At 74.0% G+C, this 15,986-nt stretch carries 16 protein-coding genes and 1 tRNA gene; 9 read left to right on the forward strand and 8 right to left on the reverse strand.

Annotated features, from left to right (window positions below):
• Positions 1 to 63: 63 nt before the first annotated feature.
• Positions 64 to 144, reverse strand: a tRNA-Tyr gene (locus tag ABTY15_RS00745).
• Between the two features lie 215 nt (positions 145 to 359).
• Here ABTY15_RS00745 and ABTY15_RS00750 point away from each other — a divergent pair.
• Together ABTY15_RS00750 and ABTY15_RS00755 are read left to right on the forward strand one after the other, a co-directional pair.
• The gene (locus tag ABTY15_RS00750; RefSeq protein WP_350574096.1) at positions 360 to 848 is read left to right on the forward strand and encodes a YajQ family cyclic di-GMP-binding protein; all 489 of its coding nucleotides are present in this window, start codon (positions 360 to 362) and stop codon (positions 846 to 848) included.
• A gap of 214 nt (positions 849 to 1,062) precedes the next feature.
• Entirely contained in the window at positions 1,063 to 1,926 is an 864-nt protein-coding gene (locus ABTY15_RS00755) for a CAP domain-containing protein (protein WP_350574098.1), read from the forward strand.
• Positions 1,927 to 2,010: 84 nt separating this feature from the next.
• Here the strand turns inward: ABTY15_RS00755 and ABTY15_RS00760 are convergent, their stop codons facing one another.
• The 3 genes from ABTY15_RS00760 to ABTY15_RS00770 form a co-directional block, all read right to left on the reverse strand.
• The gene (locus tag ABTY15_RS00760; protein ID WP_350574100.1) at positions 2,011 to 2,616 is read right to left on the reverse strand and encodes a hypothetical protein; all 606 of its coding nucleotides are present in this window, start codon (positions 2,614 to 2,616) and stop codon (positions 2,011 to 2,013) included.
• 106 nt (positions 2,617 to 2,722) lie between these two features.
• A complete protein-coding gene (locus ABTY15_RS00765) occupies positions 2,723 to 3,214 on the reverse strand; it encodes a hypothetical protein (protein WP_350574102.1) in 492 nt (163 codons plus the stop codon).
• Between the two features lie 42 nt (positions 3,215 to 3,256).
• The gene (locus ABTY15_RS00770; protein WP_350574104.1) at positions 3,257 to 3,904 is read right to left on the reverse strand and encodes an ArsR/SmtB family transcription factor; all 648 of its coding nucleotides are present in this window, start codon (positions 3,902 to 3,904) and stop codon (positions 3,257 to 3,259) included.
• Positions 3,905 to 4,064: 160 nt separating this feature from the next.
• On the opposite strand from ABTY15_RS00770, the gene ABTY15_RS00775 reads away from it, so the two are divergent.
• The 5 genes from ABTY15_RS00775 to mug all read left to right on the forward strand — a co-directional run bounded on the left by ABTY15_RS00775 (position 4,065) and on the right by mug (position 9,990).
• Positions 4,065 to 5,426: an MFS transporter gene (locus ABTY15_RS00775; protein WP_350574106.1), complete on the forward strand. Its 1,362-nt coding sequence runs from the start codon at positions 4,065 to 4,067 to the stop codon at positions 5,424 to 5,426.
• A 310-nt stretch (positions 5,427 to 5,736) separates the two neighbouring features.
• Positions 5,737 to 7,089 carry a dipeptidase gene (locus tag ABTY15_RS00780; protein ID WP_350574556.1) on the forward strand — a complete coding sequence of 451 codons (1,353 nt, stop codon included), beginning with the start codon at positions 5,737 to 5,739 and terminating at the stop codon, positions 7,087 to 7,089.
• A 125-nt stretch (positions 7,090 to 7,214) separates the two neighbouring features.
• Positions 7,215 to 8,294, forward strand: coding sequence for an aminopeptidase P family protein (locus ABTY15_RS00785; RefSeq protein WP_350574559.1), 1,080 nt, complete (start codon positions 7,215 to 7,217; stop codon positions 8,292 to 8,294).
• 128 nt (positions 8,295 to 8,422) lie between these two features.
• A complete protein-coding gene (locus ABTY15_RS00790) occupies positions 8,423 to 9,415 on the forward strand; it encodes a phosphatase PAP2 family protein (protein WP_350574108.1) in 993 nt (330 codons plus the stop codon).
• Positions 9,412 to 9,990, forward strand: coding sequence for a G/U mismatch-specific DNA glycosylase (gene mug / locus ABTY15_RS00795; RefSeq protein ID WP_350574562.1), 579 nt, complete (start codon positions 9,412 to 9,414; stop codon positions 9,988 to 9,990). The genes ABTY15_RS00790 and mug overlap by 4 nt, the downstream gene beginning before the upstream one ends.
• Before the next feature lie 7 nt (positions 9,991 to 9,997).
• Here mug and ABTY15_RS00800 read toward each other — a convergent pair whose 3' ends face one another.
• The gene (locus ABTY15_RS00800; protein ID WP_350574110.1) at positions 9,998 to 10,900 is read right to left on the reverse strand and encodes a LysR family transcriptional regulator; all 903 of its coding nucleotides are present in this window, start codon (positions 10,898 to 10,900) and stop codon (positions 9,998 to 10,000) included.
• A gap of 136 nt (positions 10,901 to 11,036) precedes the next feature.
• On the opposite strand from ABTY15_RS00800, the gene ABTY15_RS00805 reads away from it, so the two are divergent.
• Positions 11,037 to 12,050 carry an NADP-dependent oxidoreductase gene (locus ABTY15_RS00805; protein ID WP_350574111.1) on the forward strand — a complete coding sequence of 338 codons (1,014 nt, stop codon included), beginning with the start codon at positions 11,037 to 11,039 and terminating at the stop codon, positions 12,048 to 12,050.
• A 30-nt stretch (positions 12,051 to 12,080) separates the two neighbouring features.
• Here ABTY15_RS00805 and ABTY15_RS00810 read toward each other — a convergent pair whose 3' ends face one another.
• The 3 genes from ABTY15_RS00810 to ctaD all read right to left on the reverse strand — a co-directional run bounded on the left by ABTY15_RS00810 (position 12,081) and on the right by ctaD (position 15,210).
• Positions 12,081 to 13,037: a M56 family metallopeptidase gene (locus ABTY15_RS00810; RefSeq protein ID WP_350574115.1), complete on the reverse strand. Its 957-nt coding sequence runs from the start codon at positions 13,035 to 13,037 to the stop codon at positions 12,081 to 12,083.
• Between the two features lie 3 nt (positions 13,038 to 13,040).
• Positions 13,041 to 13,466: a BlaI/MecI/CopY family transcriptional regulator gene (locus tag ABTY15_RS00815; protein WP_350574117.1), complete on the reverse strand. Its 426-nt coding sequence runs from the start codon at positions 13,464 to 13,466 to the stop codon at positions 13,041 to 13,043.
• An 85-nt stretch (positions 13,467 to 13,551) separates the two neighbouring features.
• The gene (gene ctaD / locus ABTY15_RS00820) at positions 13,552 to 15,210 is read right to left on the reverse strand and encodes an aa3-type cytochrome oxidase subunit I (protein ID WP_350574563.1); all 1,659 of its coding nucleotides are present in this window, start codon (positions 15,208 to 15,210) and stop codon (positions 13,552 to 13,554) included.
• 287 nt (positions 15,211 to 15,497) lie between these two features.
• On the opposite strand from ctaD, the gene ABTY15_RS00825 reads away from it, so the two are divergent.
• Positions 15,498 to 15,974: a DUF7144 family membrane protein gene (locus tag ABTY15_RS00825; protein WP_350574119.1), complete on the forward strand. Its 477-nt coding sequence runs from the start codon at positions 15,498 to 15,500 to the stop codon at positions 15,972 to 15,974.
• The last annotated feature ends 12 nt before the right edge of the window (positions 15,975 to 15,986 follow it).

Genomic DNA, 15,986 nt, shown 5'->3' on the forward strand with positions numbered 1-15,986 from the left:
CGCGGGCAAACGAAACAGCCCCCGATCCGCGTTTCCGCAGATCGGGGGCTGTTTCCTATCCTGTGGCTGGTGCAGGGTTCGAACCTGCGTAGCTTGCGCGACAGATTTACAGTCTGCTCCCTTTGGCCGCTCGGGCAACCAGCCAGGATTTCGTTTCCCGGGGCGCTGCCCCGTTCGACTTCGTAAACGATACCCGATGTCGGGGGGTGCTTCGCCACTCGATAGGTCACGTGATGATCAAGGCCTCCGGCGTGGCTGTCGGGGGCGGGGGTGGGGTGGCGCTGGATAGGCTGGGGCGGCGGGCGTCCGGTGGGGCGGGCCGTGTCAGTGAAGCCAGAGCATCAAGGAGACCAACACCCATGGCCGACTCCAGTTTCGACATCGTCTCGAAGGTCGAGTGGCAGGAGGTCGACAACGCGATCAACCAGACCTCCCGTGAGATCGCCACCCGTTTCGACTTCAAGGGCGTCGGCGGCGAGATCAGCCGCTCCGGCGAGAAGATCGAGATGAAGGCCAACGGCGAGGAGCGCGTGAAGGCCATCCTGGACGTGCTGCAGAGCAAGTTCATCAAGCGCGGGCTGTCGCTGAAGGCTCTGGACGCCGGCGAGCCGCAGCTGTCCGGCAAGGAGTACAAGATCTTCGCGGACGTGAAGGAGGGCATCACCACGGAGGATGCCAAGAAGGTCGCGAAGATCATCCGCGACGAGGGTCCGAAGGGCGTCAAGGCCCAGGTCCAGGGCGACGAGCTGCGCGTCAGCTCGAAGAGCCGTGACGACCTCCAGACCGTCCAGGCCCTCCTCAAGGGCAAGGACCTGGACTTCGCGATCCAGTTCGTGAACTACCGCTGAGCAGGCTTCCGACCTGCGGAGTCGCCAGCTCTTCCGGCAGGGAGGGCGTGGCGGGGGCACCCCCGCCGCGCCCTCCCTGTTCCGTTCCCGCGCCGTTCCCGCGCCGCACGAAGTGTTATCGGCGGCGTGGCCGCCCGGTCTCCTGTGGTGTCGACGCAAGGGGCGTCGACCGGCTCCCAGCCGCCGGGCGAGACCAGGGAAGTCACCTCCGCTCATGCATTCCATACGTCGCAAGCAGGCACTGGCGGTCGTCCTGGCCGTCGGGGTGATGGCAGCCGCACTGAGCGCGTGCGGGCCGGAGGACGGCGGGACGGCCGCGGACCGGGCCGGCGCCGTGGCGGCGACCGTACCGGCGACCCCGCCGGGCCCCGCGACGGCGGCCGCGACGGCCACGGCCACGGCCACGGCTGCGACCACGGCCACCGGTAACCCGCCGTCCGCGCCGGCGCCTTCGGCGACCGCCGCCTCACCCACCGCGGCCCCGTCGACGGCCCCGGGCACGCCGACCGCGTCGGCGAGCAGGACGCCGTCGCACCCCGCCGCCACGGCCAAGGCACCGAGCAAAGCGCCGACGGCGACCGGCGGCGCGCCGGCTCCCGCCGTCAACGCGCCGATCACCCCCACCGCGACGCGGCCCGCCCCCGTCGCGCCGGCCCCTGCCGTTCCGGACACCGCCGCGCAGGGCTACCCCGCCGGCAGCGCCGAGGCGTTGTCGCTGCGGCTGATCAACGAGGAGCGCGCCCGCAACGGCGTGCCGGCGCTGGTCGTCAAGGCCGATCTGACGGACTTCGCGGTGAAGTGGGCTCAGCACATGCGCGAGACCGGGTTCGCCCACTCGGAGAACGCCTCCGGGGCCGGGCCCAGCCTCACCGGCAGCCGGACGCTGACCGGGGAGTGCATCGTGATGTGGAGCGACGCCGCCCTGACCGGGCAACAGGCCGCCGAGCAGTTCCAGAAGATGTGGACCGAGTCCCCCGGACACCACGCCGCCCAGATCAACCCGCGCTACCAGGAGATCGGCGTCGGCTTCTACCACGACTCCACCGGCTGGTGGGGCGTCCACGAGTTCGCCGGCTGAAGCCACGGACCGTCCCGGCAAAGGCCGACGGCTCCGCTCCCCGGGTGGGGGGCGGGGCCGTCGGCCTTTGCCGGGACGGGTGGGTCAGTGCGGGGCGGGGTGGGGGTGGGCCGCGGCGGTGAGGGCCTGGGCCTGGGAACGGAGACTGGTGAGCTGGTCCTGCAAGGTGGGGGCGCCGGAGGTCTTCGGCGGGGACGGGACGGTGACCGGAGGCGGGGACGGCAGTTGGCCGATCAGGCCCTGCAAGGTGCTCTGCAGGGTGGCGACGAGCTGCTGGACGGCGCCGAGGTCGGGGACGGCGGACGTCACCGTGGAGAGCAGGCCGGTGACCAGGTTCACGATGCCGCCGAGCGCCCCGAGGACCGAGCCGAGGTCGGGGGCGGCCGGGAGGGCCGGCGTGGCGGGCAGCGGAACGGCGGGGGCCGGCGGGACGGCGACGGGCACCGGCAGTCCTGCCGGGAGCGACGCGGGAAGGGCCGGCAGAGCCGGGAGGGCCACGAGGTCCGCGGGGGTCACGAGGTCCGCGGGGGCCGCGAGATCCGCGGGGGCCCGGACGGTCGTGGCAGCGGTGGAGACGGTGGTGGTACGGGGGGCCGCGGCGTCATGGCCGGCGGCGGTGGCGGACGCCGTGGCGACCAGGCTCAGCGCGAGCGCTGTGGTCAGCACGGCGGCCATCCGGGTGGCACGCATGGGTACTGCTTCCTCTCAGTGCGAGTCAGGCGAGATCGCCTGCTTCACACCGTGGGGCAGCCCTGCGGGCGCAGCCACCGCACGTACGCCGAACGGTGCGTCCGCCTCAACCGGCCGCCGCCCAGCCGCCGGTGCTGCGGTGGGCGGGCAGGCCGACCGACTCGAACTCGTCCGTCCGGCCCGGCTCGGTGCGGGCGCCGATCTGCCGCAGGGCACGGGAGATCGGGGTGCCCTCGGGCGGGGAGGGCTCGAACTCGCCGCTGGTGAGCGGGCCGAGGATGATCCGGCCGTCGACCCAGACGGCCGCGCGCTGGGTGCCGCTGCCGCCGAAGTACTCGGCCTCGACGCAGGCGATCGGGCCGGCCTTGGACCAGGCGGCGAGCCGGAGTTCGAAGCCTTCCGGGTGCCACCCGAAGCCAGCCCCGTCGGCCGGCCGCCGCCCGCCCTCGTCGGCCTGGAGCGCGGACAGCACCTCCGGTGTGACCGGGATCAGGGCGAGCCCCTGGGCCAGTGGCACCACCCGGGCCGCCGGCACTTCCGCCGCCGCCACCGTCAGCAGCTCCAATGTGCCTATCAGCGCCTGGAGTTCATACGACATGCGGGACATCGTGTACCACCGCACCGACAGTCGGCCCGGAATTTATGATTCCGTGCCCGGCCGGAGACCGTAGAGGAGCGTGAACACGGTCACGTCCATCGCGTCCTCGGCCGCGCTCGGGCCCTCCGCGTTCACCTCGTCGAAGAGCGCGGCGAGTTCGGTCCGCAGCCGGAGCAGGCGCTCCGGGGTGAGCCGCAGCGTCAGGTGCGCGAACAGCCCGGGCGGGCCGACCGAGCCGTCCCGCGGGGAGCTGAAGTCCAGCCGGTCGCCGAGGATTTGGACCCGGAAGTCGTCCCGGACCCGGTCGATCGAGGCCAGGATGGCGTCATAGGCCTCGGAGCGGGCCGGGGAGTCGGCGGTGAACATCTCCGGGGCGAGCCGGATCGACTCCTGGGCGGCGGCGTACCGGCTCTCGACGATGCCGGAGACCAGCCGGGTGCCGGCCACCAGGATCAGCCCGGCCTTCTCCAGCTGCTTGATGTGCCGGTAGAGCTTGGTCTGCGGCTCGTCGAGCTCGGCGGCGATCTCCTTCGCGGTGAGCTCGCGCCCGGCGGTCGACGACAGCGCGCCGAGGATGGCCAGCCGCAGCGGGTCGGCGAGTGCCTTGAGTACGGCGACGTCGCCGACCTGGCGGTTCTTGACGAAGGCGGGCTGTTCGCCGCCGGCGGGTTCCAGATCTTGCTCGGCCACGGGGCCACCTTCGCAGATCGGCCGCGGCACCTGCAATCACGGTTCGGTCAGCGATCACCCTTGCGCAAGCAATCACGACTAAGCCATCATTCACGAAACAGTGAATGACTGCGTCGACGTGAGCGGTGAGCACGAGCAGGCAACGCGAGGGGCGGGCACGATGAGCGGGGACAGCACGAGCACAGCGGTGGAGCCCGGGCAGCAGGGCGCACCGCCCGTCCCGCTCCGCCGCAACCTGCGGTTCCAGGCCCTCTGGGCCGGCCAGGCCTGCGCCACGCTCGGGATGCGGGTCGGCGACACCGCCTACCCGCTGCTCGTCCTCGCCCTCACCGACTCCCCCACCGCCGCCGGGGCCTTCGGCGCCGTCCAGATGACCGCCACGCTGCTGCTGGGCATCCACGGCGGCGCGGTCGCCGACCGCTTCGACCGCCGCCGGGTGCTGATCACCGCCGACGCCGCCCGGCTGCTCGCCTCCGCCAGCGTCCCCGCCGCCATGGCGCTGCACCGGCTGACCCTGGTCCACCTGCTGCTGGTCGCCGTCGTGGTCGGGGCCACCGTCGCCTACAGCGGTCCGCTGCGGATGCTGGCCCTGCGCTCGGTGGTCGCGCCGGAGCAGCTGACCCAGGCGCTGGCCCAGGAGGAGGCCCGGATGAGCGGGGCCTCGCTGGCCGGCCCGCCGCTGGCCGGGTTCCTGCTCGGGCTGGGCCACGCAGTGCCGTTCCTGGGCACCGCGCTCGCCTCGGTCGCCGCGGTCGTCTCGGCGCTCGTGGTGCGCTTCCCCGGCCGGCCGGAGCAGGCCGGGGAGTCGGCGGCGGCCGGGTCGCGGCCCGGCGGCGCCCTGGAGGGCTTCCGGTACCTGGCGTCCGCCCCGCTGCTGCGCCCGGCGCTCGCCGTCCTGCTGGTGATCAACCTGGCCGGCACCGCCCTGGTGCTCCCGGTGATGGTCGTCCTGCGGGACCAGGGCACCGGCAGCGCCGGGATCGGCCTGGCGCTGGCCGGCGAGGCGCTCGGCGCGCTGGCCGGGACGGTGCTGGTCTCCCGGCTGCACCGGCTGGCCGGGCCCGGGGTGCTGCTGCTGGTGACCGCCTGGATCGCGGTGCCGGTGCCGCTGGCGCCGCTGCTGCCGGGCGGGGCGGCCACCGTCTTCGTCGCCCTGTTCGTGGTCGGGGCGGGCATTCCGGCGCTGCGGGTGATGATCGACCTGCTGGTGTTCCAGCAGGTGCCGGACGCGCTGCGCGGCCGGGTGATCGCCGCGACCATCACCCTGATCACCGCCGGCATGCCCGCCGGGACCTTCGGCAGCGGGCTGCTGCTGGACCACCTCTCCCCGACCGCCGCGCTCGCCGCGGTCTCCGGCCTGTTCGCCGCCGCGCTGCTGCCGGCGACCGCGAGCCGGACGCTGCGCCGCGCCGCCTGGCCCGCAGCGCCGGGCACCGAGGGCACGGAGATCTCGAAGGCCGCGGAGGTCCCGGAGACCTCGGACGCCGCCGCGGCCGCCGAAACCCCCGGCGCACACCCCTGACAGACGATCACCCGTACGGGTGCACGCCGCATGCGACGGCCTCGGCAACCGGGTGAACTGACCGGGTACGGCCCGCCCCCGGGGCCCTACCCCCGGCGGCACCCGAGCCCGGATGCCACCCGAGCCCGGGCGCCACCGCGCCCGGGACGCCGAGGTGGTGCTCGCCGGGGCGATCGTGCCGTCGGCGCCCTGCCCGGACGAGTCCGCCGCCGTCCAGGACGAGATCGACGACCTCGATCTGCGCGACACCGTCCGCCGGTGGCCGCGCCGGTCGCCCCGCCCCGCGCCGCCCCGCTCCAGGAGCTTTCGCATGACCGACGAACTCGCCCGCCGGATAGCCGACCTGATGCCCAGGGCCAAGACCGACCTGGCCGAGCTGGTGGCCATCCCGTCCGTCGCCGACCCCCGCCAGTACCCGCCGGAACGCTGCCGGGAGGCCGCCGAGTGGGTCGCCGCCGCCTTCGCCGAGGTCGGCCTGCGCGACGTCCACCTGGAGGAGACCCCGGACGGCAGCCACGCCGTGATCGGCCACCGCCCGCCCCCGCCCGGCGCCCCGACCGTGCTGCTCTACTGCCACTACGACGTCCAGCCCCCGCTCGACGACGCCGCCTGGACCTCCCCGCCGTTCGAACTGACCGAGCGCGACGGCCGCTGGTACGGGCGCGGCGCCGCCGACTGCAAGGGCAACATCGTCATGCACCTCACCGCGCTGCGGGCGCTCGGCGACGACCTCCCGGTCGGTCTCAAGCTCGTCGTCGAGGGCTCCGAGGAGCAGGGCACCGGCGGCCTGGAGGAGTACGTGCCCCCGCACGCCGGGGAGTTGCACGCGGACGCCCTGCTGATCTGCGACACCGGCAACGCCGCCGTCGGCGTTCCCACCGCCACCACCTCGCTGCGCGGCGTGGTCACCGTGGTGGTCACCGTCCGGGCGCTGCACGGCGACGTGCACTCCGGCATGTTCGGCGGCCCCGCCCCGGACGCGCTGGCCGCACTGATCCGGATGCTCGACTCGCTGCGCGACACCGACGGCGGCACCCGGATCGACGGCCTGGACTGCGAGGGCGTCTGGACCGGCGTCGGCTACGACGAGCAGCAGTTCCGGACCGACGCCGGGGTGCTCGACGGCGTCCGGCTGACCGGCTCCGGGGCGGTCGCCGACCGGCTCTGGGCCCGCCCCGCCGTGACCGTCCTCGGCATCGACTGTCCGCCCGTGGTCGGCTCGGCCGCCGCCGTCCCGGCCACCGCCCGGGCCCGGGTGAGCCTGCGGGTGCCGCCCGGCACCGGGGCGCGGGCCGCCCAGGACGCGCTGATCGCGCACCTCACCGCCGCCGCGCCGTGGGCCGTCGAGGTGACGGTCGACCGGGAGAGCGCCGGTGCGCCGTTCCGCGCGGAGACCGGCGGGCCGGCGTACGCCGCGCTCGACCGGGCGATGCGGGAGGTCTACGGCCGGCCGATCTCCTTCCTCGGCCAGGGCGGCTCGATCCCGCTCTGCAACGTCTTCGCCACCACCTACCCGGAGGCCGAGATCGTGCTGATGGGCGTGGAGGAGCCGCGCTGTCTGATCCACGCGCCGAACGAGAGCGTCGAACCGGCCGAGATCGAACACATGGCGCACGTCGAGGCGTTGTTCCTGCGGCACTTCGCCCACCCCACCCGGACGTGATGGAGTCTCAGCAGCACGTAGCACGCGGGCCGCAGCACGCAGGCCGCCGCCCGCGGCACCGCGCCCCGACCGAGGAGGACCCACCCGTGCCCCGACCCTTCACCACCGAGGACTACGCCGCCCGGATGGCCCGGGCCACCGCCGAAGCGGTCGGCGCCGGGCTGGCCGGCCTGGTCGTCGCCCCCGGCCCCGACCTGACCTACCTGTGCGGCTACCAGCCCACCGCGATCACCGAGCGGCTCACCGCCCTGGTGCTCACCGCCCGCCGCGAACCCGCGCTGATCGTCCCCAAGTTGGAGCGCCCGGACGCCGAGAAGGCGGCCGGCGCCCCGGCCGTCCGGCTGCTCGACTGGTCCGACGGCGAGGACCCGTACGCCACCGCCGTCCCGCTGCTGGACCCGGCCGGACGGTACGGCATCTCCGACAACGCCTGGGCGATGCACCTGCTCGGCCTCCAGGGCGCGCTACCCGGCACCGGCTTCACCTCGCTCACCGAGACGCTGCCGATGCTGCGCGCGGTCAAGGACGCCGACGAGCTGGAGCGCCTCGCGGCGGCCGGCGGGGCCGCCGATGCGGCCTACCGGGGCATCCTGGAGGTCGAGTTCGCCGGCCGCCGGGAGACCGACGTCGCCGCCGACCTCGGCGCGCTGCTCATCCAGTACGGGCACAGCCAGGTCGACTTCACCGTGGTCGGCTCCGGCCCCAACGGCGCCAACCCGCACCACGAGGCCGGGGACCGGGTGATCCGGCCCGGTGACACCGTGGTCCTCGACTTCGGCGGGCTCAAGGACGGCTACGGCTCGGACACCACCCGCACCGTGCACGTCGGCCCGGAGGTGCCCGCCGAGGTGCAGAAGGTGCACGACGTGGTCCGGCTCGCCCAGCAGACCGCGTTCGAGGCGGTCCGGCCCGGCGTCTCCTGCCAGGAGATCGACCGGATCGCCCGCCGGGTCATCACCGAGGCCGGGTACGGCGAGCACTTCATCCACCGCACCGGCCACGGCATCGGCATCACCACGCACGAACCCCCGTACCTGGTCGAGGGCGAGGAGCGGCCGCTGGTGCCGGGCATGTGCTTCTCGATCGAGCCCGGGATCTACCTGCCCGGCCGGTTCGGGGTGCGGATCGAGGACATCGTCACCGTCACCGCGACCGGCGGCCGCCGGTTCAACAACACCCCTCACGAGCTGGGCATCGTGTCCTGAGGCCCGCTCCCGGGCGGGCTCCGGCGGAGGGGCCGGGCGGGCGCGCGCTCCGGCGGGCGGGGCTTTCTCACGATCCGGTCATCGGCCGTCAAGGGTCCTCCCAGTTCGCCCCGCTAGCTTCGGCGCGCATGACCCGTCTGCTCCGCCCGGCCCCACCAACCCCCGTGCGGGCCGGGCGGCCGCGTCCGCCCGCCCCGCTGCGCCGGCTGGCGTGGCCGCTCTACCTGCTGGGGTTCGCCTGGTACCTGCACACCGAGGGCCTGCCCGCCGCCAACGACGTGATGTTCTGCTGGCTGATCGGTGCGCTGCTGACCGCCGCCGTGCACAGCGGGCACGGCCCCCGCGGCTTCCTGCTGGTGCTGCGCGACTGGGTGCCGGTGATGGCGGCGGTGTGGACGTACTCGCTGCTGCGCGGCTACGGCGCGCACACCCCGTGGGCGCCGCACTGGCTGCCCCAGCTGCGCGCCGACGAGCTGCTCGGCCTCGGCAGGGCGTGGACCGTCCGGCTCCAGCACGCGCTGTACACGCCCGGCACGCCGCACTGGTACGACTACGCGGCGGTCGCCGTCTACCTGTCGCACTTCTTCGTGGTCTTCGTCCTGCTGGCGGTGCTCTGGCGGCGCCGGCCCGAGCGGTTCCGGCGGCTGCTCGCCTGCTACCTGGCGCTGACCTTCGCCGGCTTCGCCACGTACGTCCTCTACCCGGCCGACCCACCGTGGCTGGTCGCCCAGCAGGGGCACCTGCCGGAACTGCACCGGGTGGTCTGGGAGGTGATCGCGCAGAGCGGGCTCCCGCAGGCCGCCTCGCTGGTCGAGAACGGCAGCCAGTTCGCCAACGACGTCGCCGCGATGCCCTCGCTGCACTCCGCCTACCCGGCGATGCTGCTGCTGTTCTGCTGGCCGACCGCCGGGCCCCGGCTGCGGGCGCTGCTGGTCGCGTACCCGCTCGCGATGACCTTCACCCTGGTCTACGGGGCCGAGCACTTCCTCGTCGACGTGTTCGCCGGCTGGGCGTACGCGGCGGTGGTGGTGCTCGGGCTGCGCCGGCTGGACGGGCGGCGGGCGGCCCGACGGGCGGCACAACGCGGGCGCGGGGCGGCAGACTTGGCCGGGTGCAGATGAAACCCGCCCCCGCCGCCACCCCCGCTCCCGCGCCGAAGCCCACCCCCGAGCAGCTACGGGCCGCCCAGGACGGCACCATTCCGGACGTCACCGGCCCCGGCCTGCGGGTGCTGTTCTGCGGGATCAACCCGGGTCTGTGGTCCGGCGCCACCGGCCACCACTTCGCCCGCCCCGGCAACCGCTTCTGGCCCGCCCTGCACCGCTCCGGTTTCACCCCGCGCCAGTTCCGGCCGGACGAGCAGGGCGAGTTGCCCGCCCTGGGCCTGGGCATCACCAACGTCGCCCCGCGCACCACCGCCAAGGCCGACGAGCTGACCGCCGAGGAACTGCGCGCGGGCGGCGCCGCGCTGGTCGAACGGGTGCTGCGGCTGCGCCCGCGGGTGCTGGCCGTCCTCGGCATCGGCGCGTACCGGACGGCCTTCGGGCGGCGCGACGCGGTGGTCGGGCGGCAGCCGGAGGGCATCGGCGACACCGAGGTGTGGGTGCTGCCCAATCCGAGCGGGCTCAACGCGCACTACACGCTGGACGCGCTGGCCGCCGAGTTCGGCAGGCTCCGGGAGTCACTGGACAGCTGATCGACCGTCAGGCCGCCGCCAGGCCCGTCGGCAGCGGGGCCGAGCGCAGTTCGCGGATCAGCGCCCGGACGGCGGCCGTCCCGGCCAGTTCGGGCGTGGTGACGTACCCGACGAACCGGCTGGGCGGGTTCGGCCCGAGGTCGGCGACGGCGAGCCCGGCCGGGGCGCCGAGCAGCGCAGTGCGGGGCATGATCGCCATGCCGAGGCCCTGGGCGACCAGCGAGACGGCGATGGTGTCGTCCTCGACGTCGACGGTCCGGGGCGGGATCCAGTCCTGCCGCCGCCACCAGTCCCGGGTGTAGGAGCCGCAGTTCTCGTCCCAGTCGACCAGCGGCAGCTCGCGCGGCGCCGGGTGGCCCTGCGGGTGCGCGAGCGCGTACGACTCCGCGAAGAGGCGGGCCGAGACCAGGCCCGGGACGGGCGGCGGTCCGCCGGCGTCCAGGGTGGCCAGGCCCAGGTCGGCGCGGCCGTCGGCGACCTCCCCGGCGGTGCCGCGGCCGATCTCCCGGACGATCCGGACCTGCGGCGTCAGCCCGGGGTGGCGGGCCGCGAGCCGGGCCAGCACCGGCGGCAGCAGGTGCGCGGCGACGCTGCGGAAGGCGGCGATCCGCAGCGGGCCGGTGAGCTCCGCGTCGGCGGGCGTGCCCGCACCGCGCACCTCGGGGCCCATCGCCGCCAGCAGCCGCAGGATCCGCCGGGCGTACGCCACCGCCCGCGCGCCGGCCTCGGTGGGGCGTGCGCCGTGGCGCCCGCGGTCGAAGAGCACCGCGCCGAGCTTCCGTTCGCAGGAGCGCACGGCGTGCGAGACGGCGGACTGGGTGGTGCCCAGGCGCTCGGCGGCCGCCGTGAAGCTCTGCTGCTCCTCGACCGCGACCAGGATCCGCAGCTCGTGCGGGGCGAGATCGGTCATGCGCCCGACCCTACCGACATCCATCGATCCTGCTCATGGAAGGGGCCGTTCCATCGCTGCGGACCCCTGCCCGACCCCGCCCCCCGCTTCCTACCGTGAGCACGTCCGCCCGTCGCCTCCCGTCCGGAGCAGCCCGATGTCCCGCCCCACCGCCCGCGCCGTCCACCTGGTCTCCCGCCCCGACGGCGCCCCGACCGCGGAGAACTTCGCCTTCGTCGAGGAGCGCGTCCCCGCGCTCGCCGCCGGCGAGGCCCTCGTCGAGAACGTCTACCAGTCCGTCGACCCGTACATGCGCGAGGAGATGGACGAGGGCGGCTGGGAGCTGCACGCCCCGCTGGAGGGCCGCACCGTCGGCCGGGTCGTGGAGTCCCGGGCCGACGCCCTGCCGGTCGGCACGCTGGTCCAGCACCGCAAGGCCTGGCGCACCCACTCGGTGGTCACCGCCGACACCGCCACCCTGCTGCCCGACCTCGCCGGCGTCCCGCTCAGCGCCCACCTCTCCGTGCTCGGCGGCACCGGCCTGTCCGCCTGGGTCGGCCTGACCCGGATCGCCCGGCTCGCACCGGGCGAGACGGTCTTCATCTCGGCGGCCGCCGGCGGCGTCGGCACCGCCGCCGGCCAGCTCGCCCGGCTGCTCGGCGCCGGCCGGATCATCGGCAGCGCCGGCTCCGCCGCCAAGGTCCGCCACCTCACCGAGGACCTCGGCTTCGACGCCGCCTTCGACTACCACGACGCCCCGATCGCCGACCGGCTCCGCGCGGCCGCCCCCGACGGGCTGCACGTCTACCTGGACAACGTCGGCGGCGACCACCTGGCGGGCGCCATCAGCGCGATGCGCGACCACGGCCGGATCGCCTGGTGCGGCGCCGTCGCCCAGTACAACCACCCCCAGCAGCCGCCGGCCGCGCCGCACAACCTCTACGACGTGGTCGGCAAGAGCCTGCGCCTGGAGGGCTTCCTGGTCCGCAACCACCTCGACGCCCGCCCCGAGCTGTACGACTTCCTGGTCCCGCACCTGCGCTCCGGCGCGGTGGTGCCGGACGAGACCGTCGTCCGCGGCTTCGAGCACGTGGTGGACGCCTTCCTCGGCGTGCTGAAGGGCGCCAACACCGGCAAGATGATCGTCCAGCTCACCGACGCGCCCGCCTAGGGCGCGGCCTGGCCGGAGCGGAGGCAGACCCTAGAGCGGGGTGACGGCCTTCAGGACCAGCAGCAGGGCCACCGCCGCGTTCAGCGCGCACAGCGCCGAGGCGGCGGTGCCGGCCGCCGCGACCATGGCGGCGAGGCCGGCCCGGGTCGTCGCCGGGGGCCAGTTGCGCGAGGTGGGCACCGGGCCGAGCAGCGCGGCGACCCGGCGCGGCACCGGGCCGGGCGCCGGGGCCGGGGCGGCGAAGGCCGCGAAGCCGGGTGCCGGGGCCGCGTGCGACACCAGCGCCGCCCGGGCCACCGCCCGCGCGGTGATCCGGCGGTCCCCCACCGCCTGGGCCGACTCCTCGTCCGCCCACCGCTCGGCGCTGAACGCCACCGCCTCCTGCAACGGCCGCAGGAACGGGTTGACGCAGGCGGCGAGCTGGGTGGTCAGCAGGTAGCGGTGGTGCCGGTGCAACAGGTGCGCCCGCTCGTGCGCGAGCAGCGCCTCCCGCTCGTCCTCGGCCAGCCCGGCCAGCATCCCGGTGGACACCACCACCCGCCCCGGCGAACCGGGCAGCGCGTAGGCGTACGGGTTGCGGTCCGGCAGCACCGCCAGGTCGCCGGACGGCTCCGGCCCGGCGGGCAGTCCGGTCAGCGCCCGGCGGGCCCGGGCCCGGACCCGCAGGTGCCGGACGACCGTCCGGCAGCAGGTCGCGGTCACCAGGACCAGCAGCCACATGGAGGCCGTCCCGACCGTCTCGTGGTACGGCAGCGCGGCCCGCACCTCCGGGTCGGACCAGCTGTCCGGCAGCGGGTTGCCGGGGATCTGCGCGGTGCCCACCACGCCGATCAGCCCGAGGCAGAGCACGCTGCACACCGCCATCACCGCGCTGATCACGGTCATCAGCCGGGCCGCGCCGCGCGGGTGCAGGTGCTGCTCGGTCAGACGCGCGATCGGCACCGCGGTCAGCGGCAGGATCAGCGGGAGGAAGACGAAGAAACCCACGGGTCAGCTCTCATGGTCGGCCGCTGCCGGATCGGTGGACGCGGCGTCGAGCAGCGCCCGCAGCAGTTCCTCGTCGTGCGGGAGCAGCGCGCTCACGAAGCTGGCCAGGACGGCGTCCCGGTCGGCCTCGCCGTCGAGCATCCGGCGCATCCGCAGGGCCGCCAGCCCGGCCGCGTCGGAGGAGGCCTGCCACAGGTAGGAGCGGCCCGAGCGGGTGCGGGAGACGGCGTTCTTGGCGTGCAGCCGGGACAGGATGGTCATCACCGTGGTGTACGCCAGGTCGCCCTCCAGGCGTTCCTGGACCCACCCGGCGGAGACCGGGCCGGGCGCCCGCTGGAGCACGGCCAGCACCTGGGCCTCCAGCTCGCCCTGGCCGCGCCGTCTGGCCGGCTGGTCCCCGGCCGCCGGGGCGTTCCTCTCGTCTGCCATGACGGCCCACTCCCTCCGGATGCCGCGCCCCGGAGCCGGTGGGGCACGCGTTCATCCTAACGAGCCGCCCCCGCCGCGACCCCGGTCAGCGCAGCGGCTCCCGGGCGTTCTGGCGGCGGTCGAGCTCGGCGATGTCCGGGTGGTGGAGGTCGAAGGCCGGGCATTCGGAGCGGATCTTCGGCAGCGTCGTGAAGTTGTGCCGGGGCGGCGGGCAGGAGGTGGCCCACTCCAGCGAACGGCCGTAGCCCCACGGGTCGTCGGCCTCGATCCGCTCGCCGTACCGGGCGGTCCGCCAGACGTTGTAGAGGAACGGCAGGGTGGAGACGCCGAGCAGCAGCGAGCCGACGGTGGAGACGGTGTTGAGGGTGGTGAAGCCGTCCGAGGCCAGGTAGTCGGCGTAGCGGCGCGGCATGCCTTCGGCGCCCAGCCAGTGCTGCACCAGGAAGGTGACGTGGAAGCCGACGAAGAGGGTCCAGAAGTGGATCCGGCCGAGCCGCTCGTCCAGCATCCGGCCGGTGAACTTGGGCCACCAGAAGTGGAAGCCGGCGAACATCGCGAACACCACCGTCCCGAAGACCACGTAGTGGAAGTGGGCGACCACGAAGTACGAGTCGGAGACGTGGAAGTCGATCGGCGGGGAGGCCAGCAGCACCCCGGTCAGGCCGCCGAGCAGGAAGGTCACCAGGAAGCCGACGGTCCACAGCATCGGCGTCTCGAAGCTGAGCGAGCCCCGCCACATGGTGCCGATCCAGTTGAAGAACTTCACCCCGGTCGGCACCGCGATCAGCATCGTCATGATCGAGAAGAACGGCAGCAGCACCTGCCCGGTGACGAACATGTGGTGCGCCCAGACGGTGATCGACAGCCCGGTGATGGCGATGGTCGCGGCGATCAGACCGGAGTACCCGAAGACCGGTTTGCGGCTGAACACCGGGATGACCTCGGTGACGATGCCGAAGAACGGCAGCGCGATGATGTACACCTCGGGATGCCCGAAGAACCAGAACAGGTGCTGCCAGAGCAGCGCCCCGCCGTTGGCCGCGTCGAAGACGTGCGAGCCGAACTTGCGGTCGGACTCCAGGCAGAGCAGCGCGGCCGCGAGCACCGGGAAGGCGAACAGCACCAGCACCGCGGTGAGCAGGATGTTCCAGACGAAGATCGGCATCCGGAACAGGGTCATGCCGGGCGCCCGGAAGCAGACGATCGTGGTGACGAAGTTGACCGAGCCCAGGATCGTGCCGAAGCCGGAGAGGGCCAACCCCATGATCCACAGGTCCGCGCCGAGGCCAGGGCTGTGCTGGGCGCTGTTCAGCGGCGCGTAGGCGAACCAGCCGAAGTCGGCGGCGCCGTCCGGGGTCAGGAAGCCGAACACCGCGATCAGCGAGCCAAACAGGTAGAGCCAGTAGGCGAGCGCGTTCAGCCGGGGGAAGGCGACGTCCGGGGCGCCGATCTGCAACGGCATGATCCAGTTGGCGAAGCCCGCGAACAGCGGGGTCGCGAACATCAGCAGCATGATCGTGCCGTGCATGGTGAACAGCTGGTTGAACTGCTCACTGTCCATCAACTGCATTCCCGGTCGGGCCAGTTCCAGCCGCATCAGCATCGCCATCAGGCCGCCGACCAGGAAGAACAGGAAGGACGTGACCATGTAGAGGGTGCCGATGCGCTTGTGGTCGGTGGTGGTCAGCCAGCCGACCAGCGCCCGGCCGCCGCGCCGCCGGCGGGCCCGGCGCCAGCGGTCCAGCCGGGGGGTGCGCGCCGGGGCCGGCGCCCGGCCCACGACGTCCTTCGGCAGCAGGGTCACGCGGCCCGCCTTCCGTCCTCGGGGCCGGAAGGACGTCCGCCCCGCGGGCCGGACCGGATCCGGCCGGTAACCGGTCCACCACTACCAGCGACCGCCCGGTGGCACCCGGGGCGCGCGCGGCACGTCACCCGAACAGGTGCGGACCGGTTGCCCCGCGGCACGGCCGGGCGGACGGTCGAAACCCGTACGCCCGTTCGGGAGCATTCAGTTCCGCCATGGAGGAACCCATGAGCAGCGCAAGTACCCCGGGCAACCCGCCCACCGGTTCCGGCCCGCAGCAGCCCTGGCAGGCCGGCCCCGGCTCCGGCGGAACACCCCGCTCGCACAACTCCGGCTGGGTGACCGGCGGCGTGATCTTCGCGGGCGTGATCATGATGCTCAACGGCGCGCTCGACGTCTTCCGGGGCATCATGGCCATCGCCAAGGACGACGTCTTCGTCGCCACCCGGAACTACGTCTTCCAGTTCAACCTCACCGGCTGGGGCTGGATCCACCTGATCATCGGCGTGCTGCTGGCCGGCGTCGGCTACTTCGTGATCACCGGCGCGGCCTGGGCCCGGTACGTCGGTGTGGGCCTCGCCGCGATCAGCGTGATCGAGTGCTTCCTGTCCCTGCCCTACTACCCGATCTGGGCGATCATCGTGATCGCCCTGGACGTGTTCGTGATCTGGGCGCTCTGCGTCTACCGGCCCGAGACGGAGTGACCGGGCCGACGC

This window comes from Kitasatospora sp. NPDC097643, assembly GCF_040302625.1.
In the GTDB taxonomy this organism is placed as follows: Bacteria; Actinomycetota; Actinomycetes; order Streptomycetales; family Streptomycetaceae; genus Kitasatospora.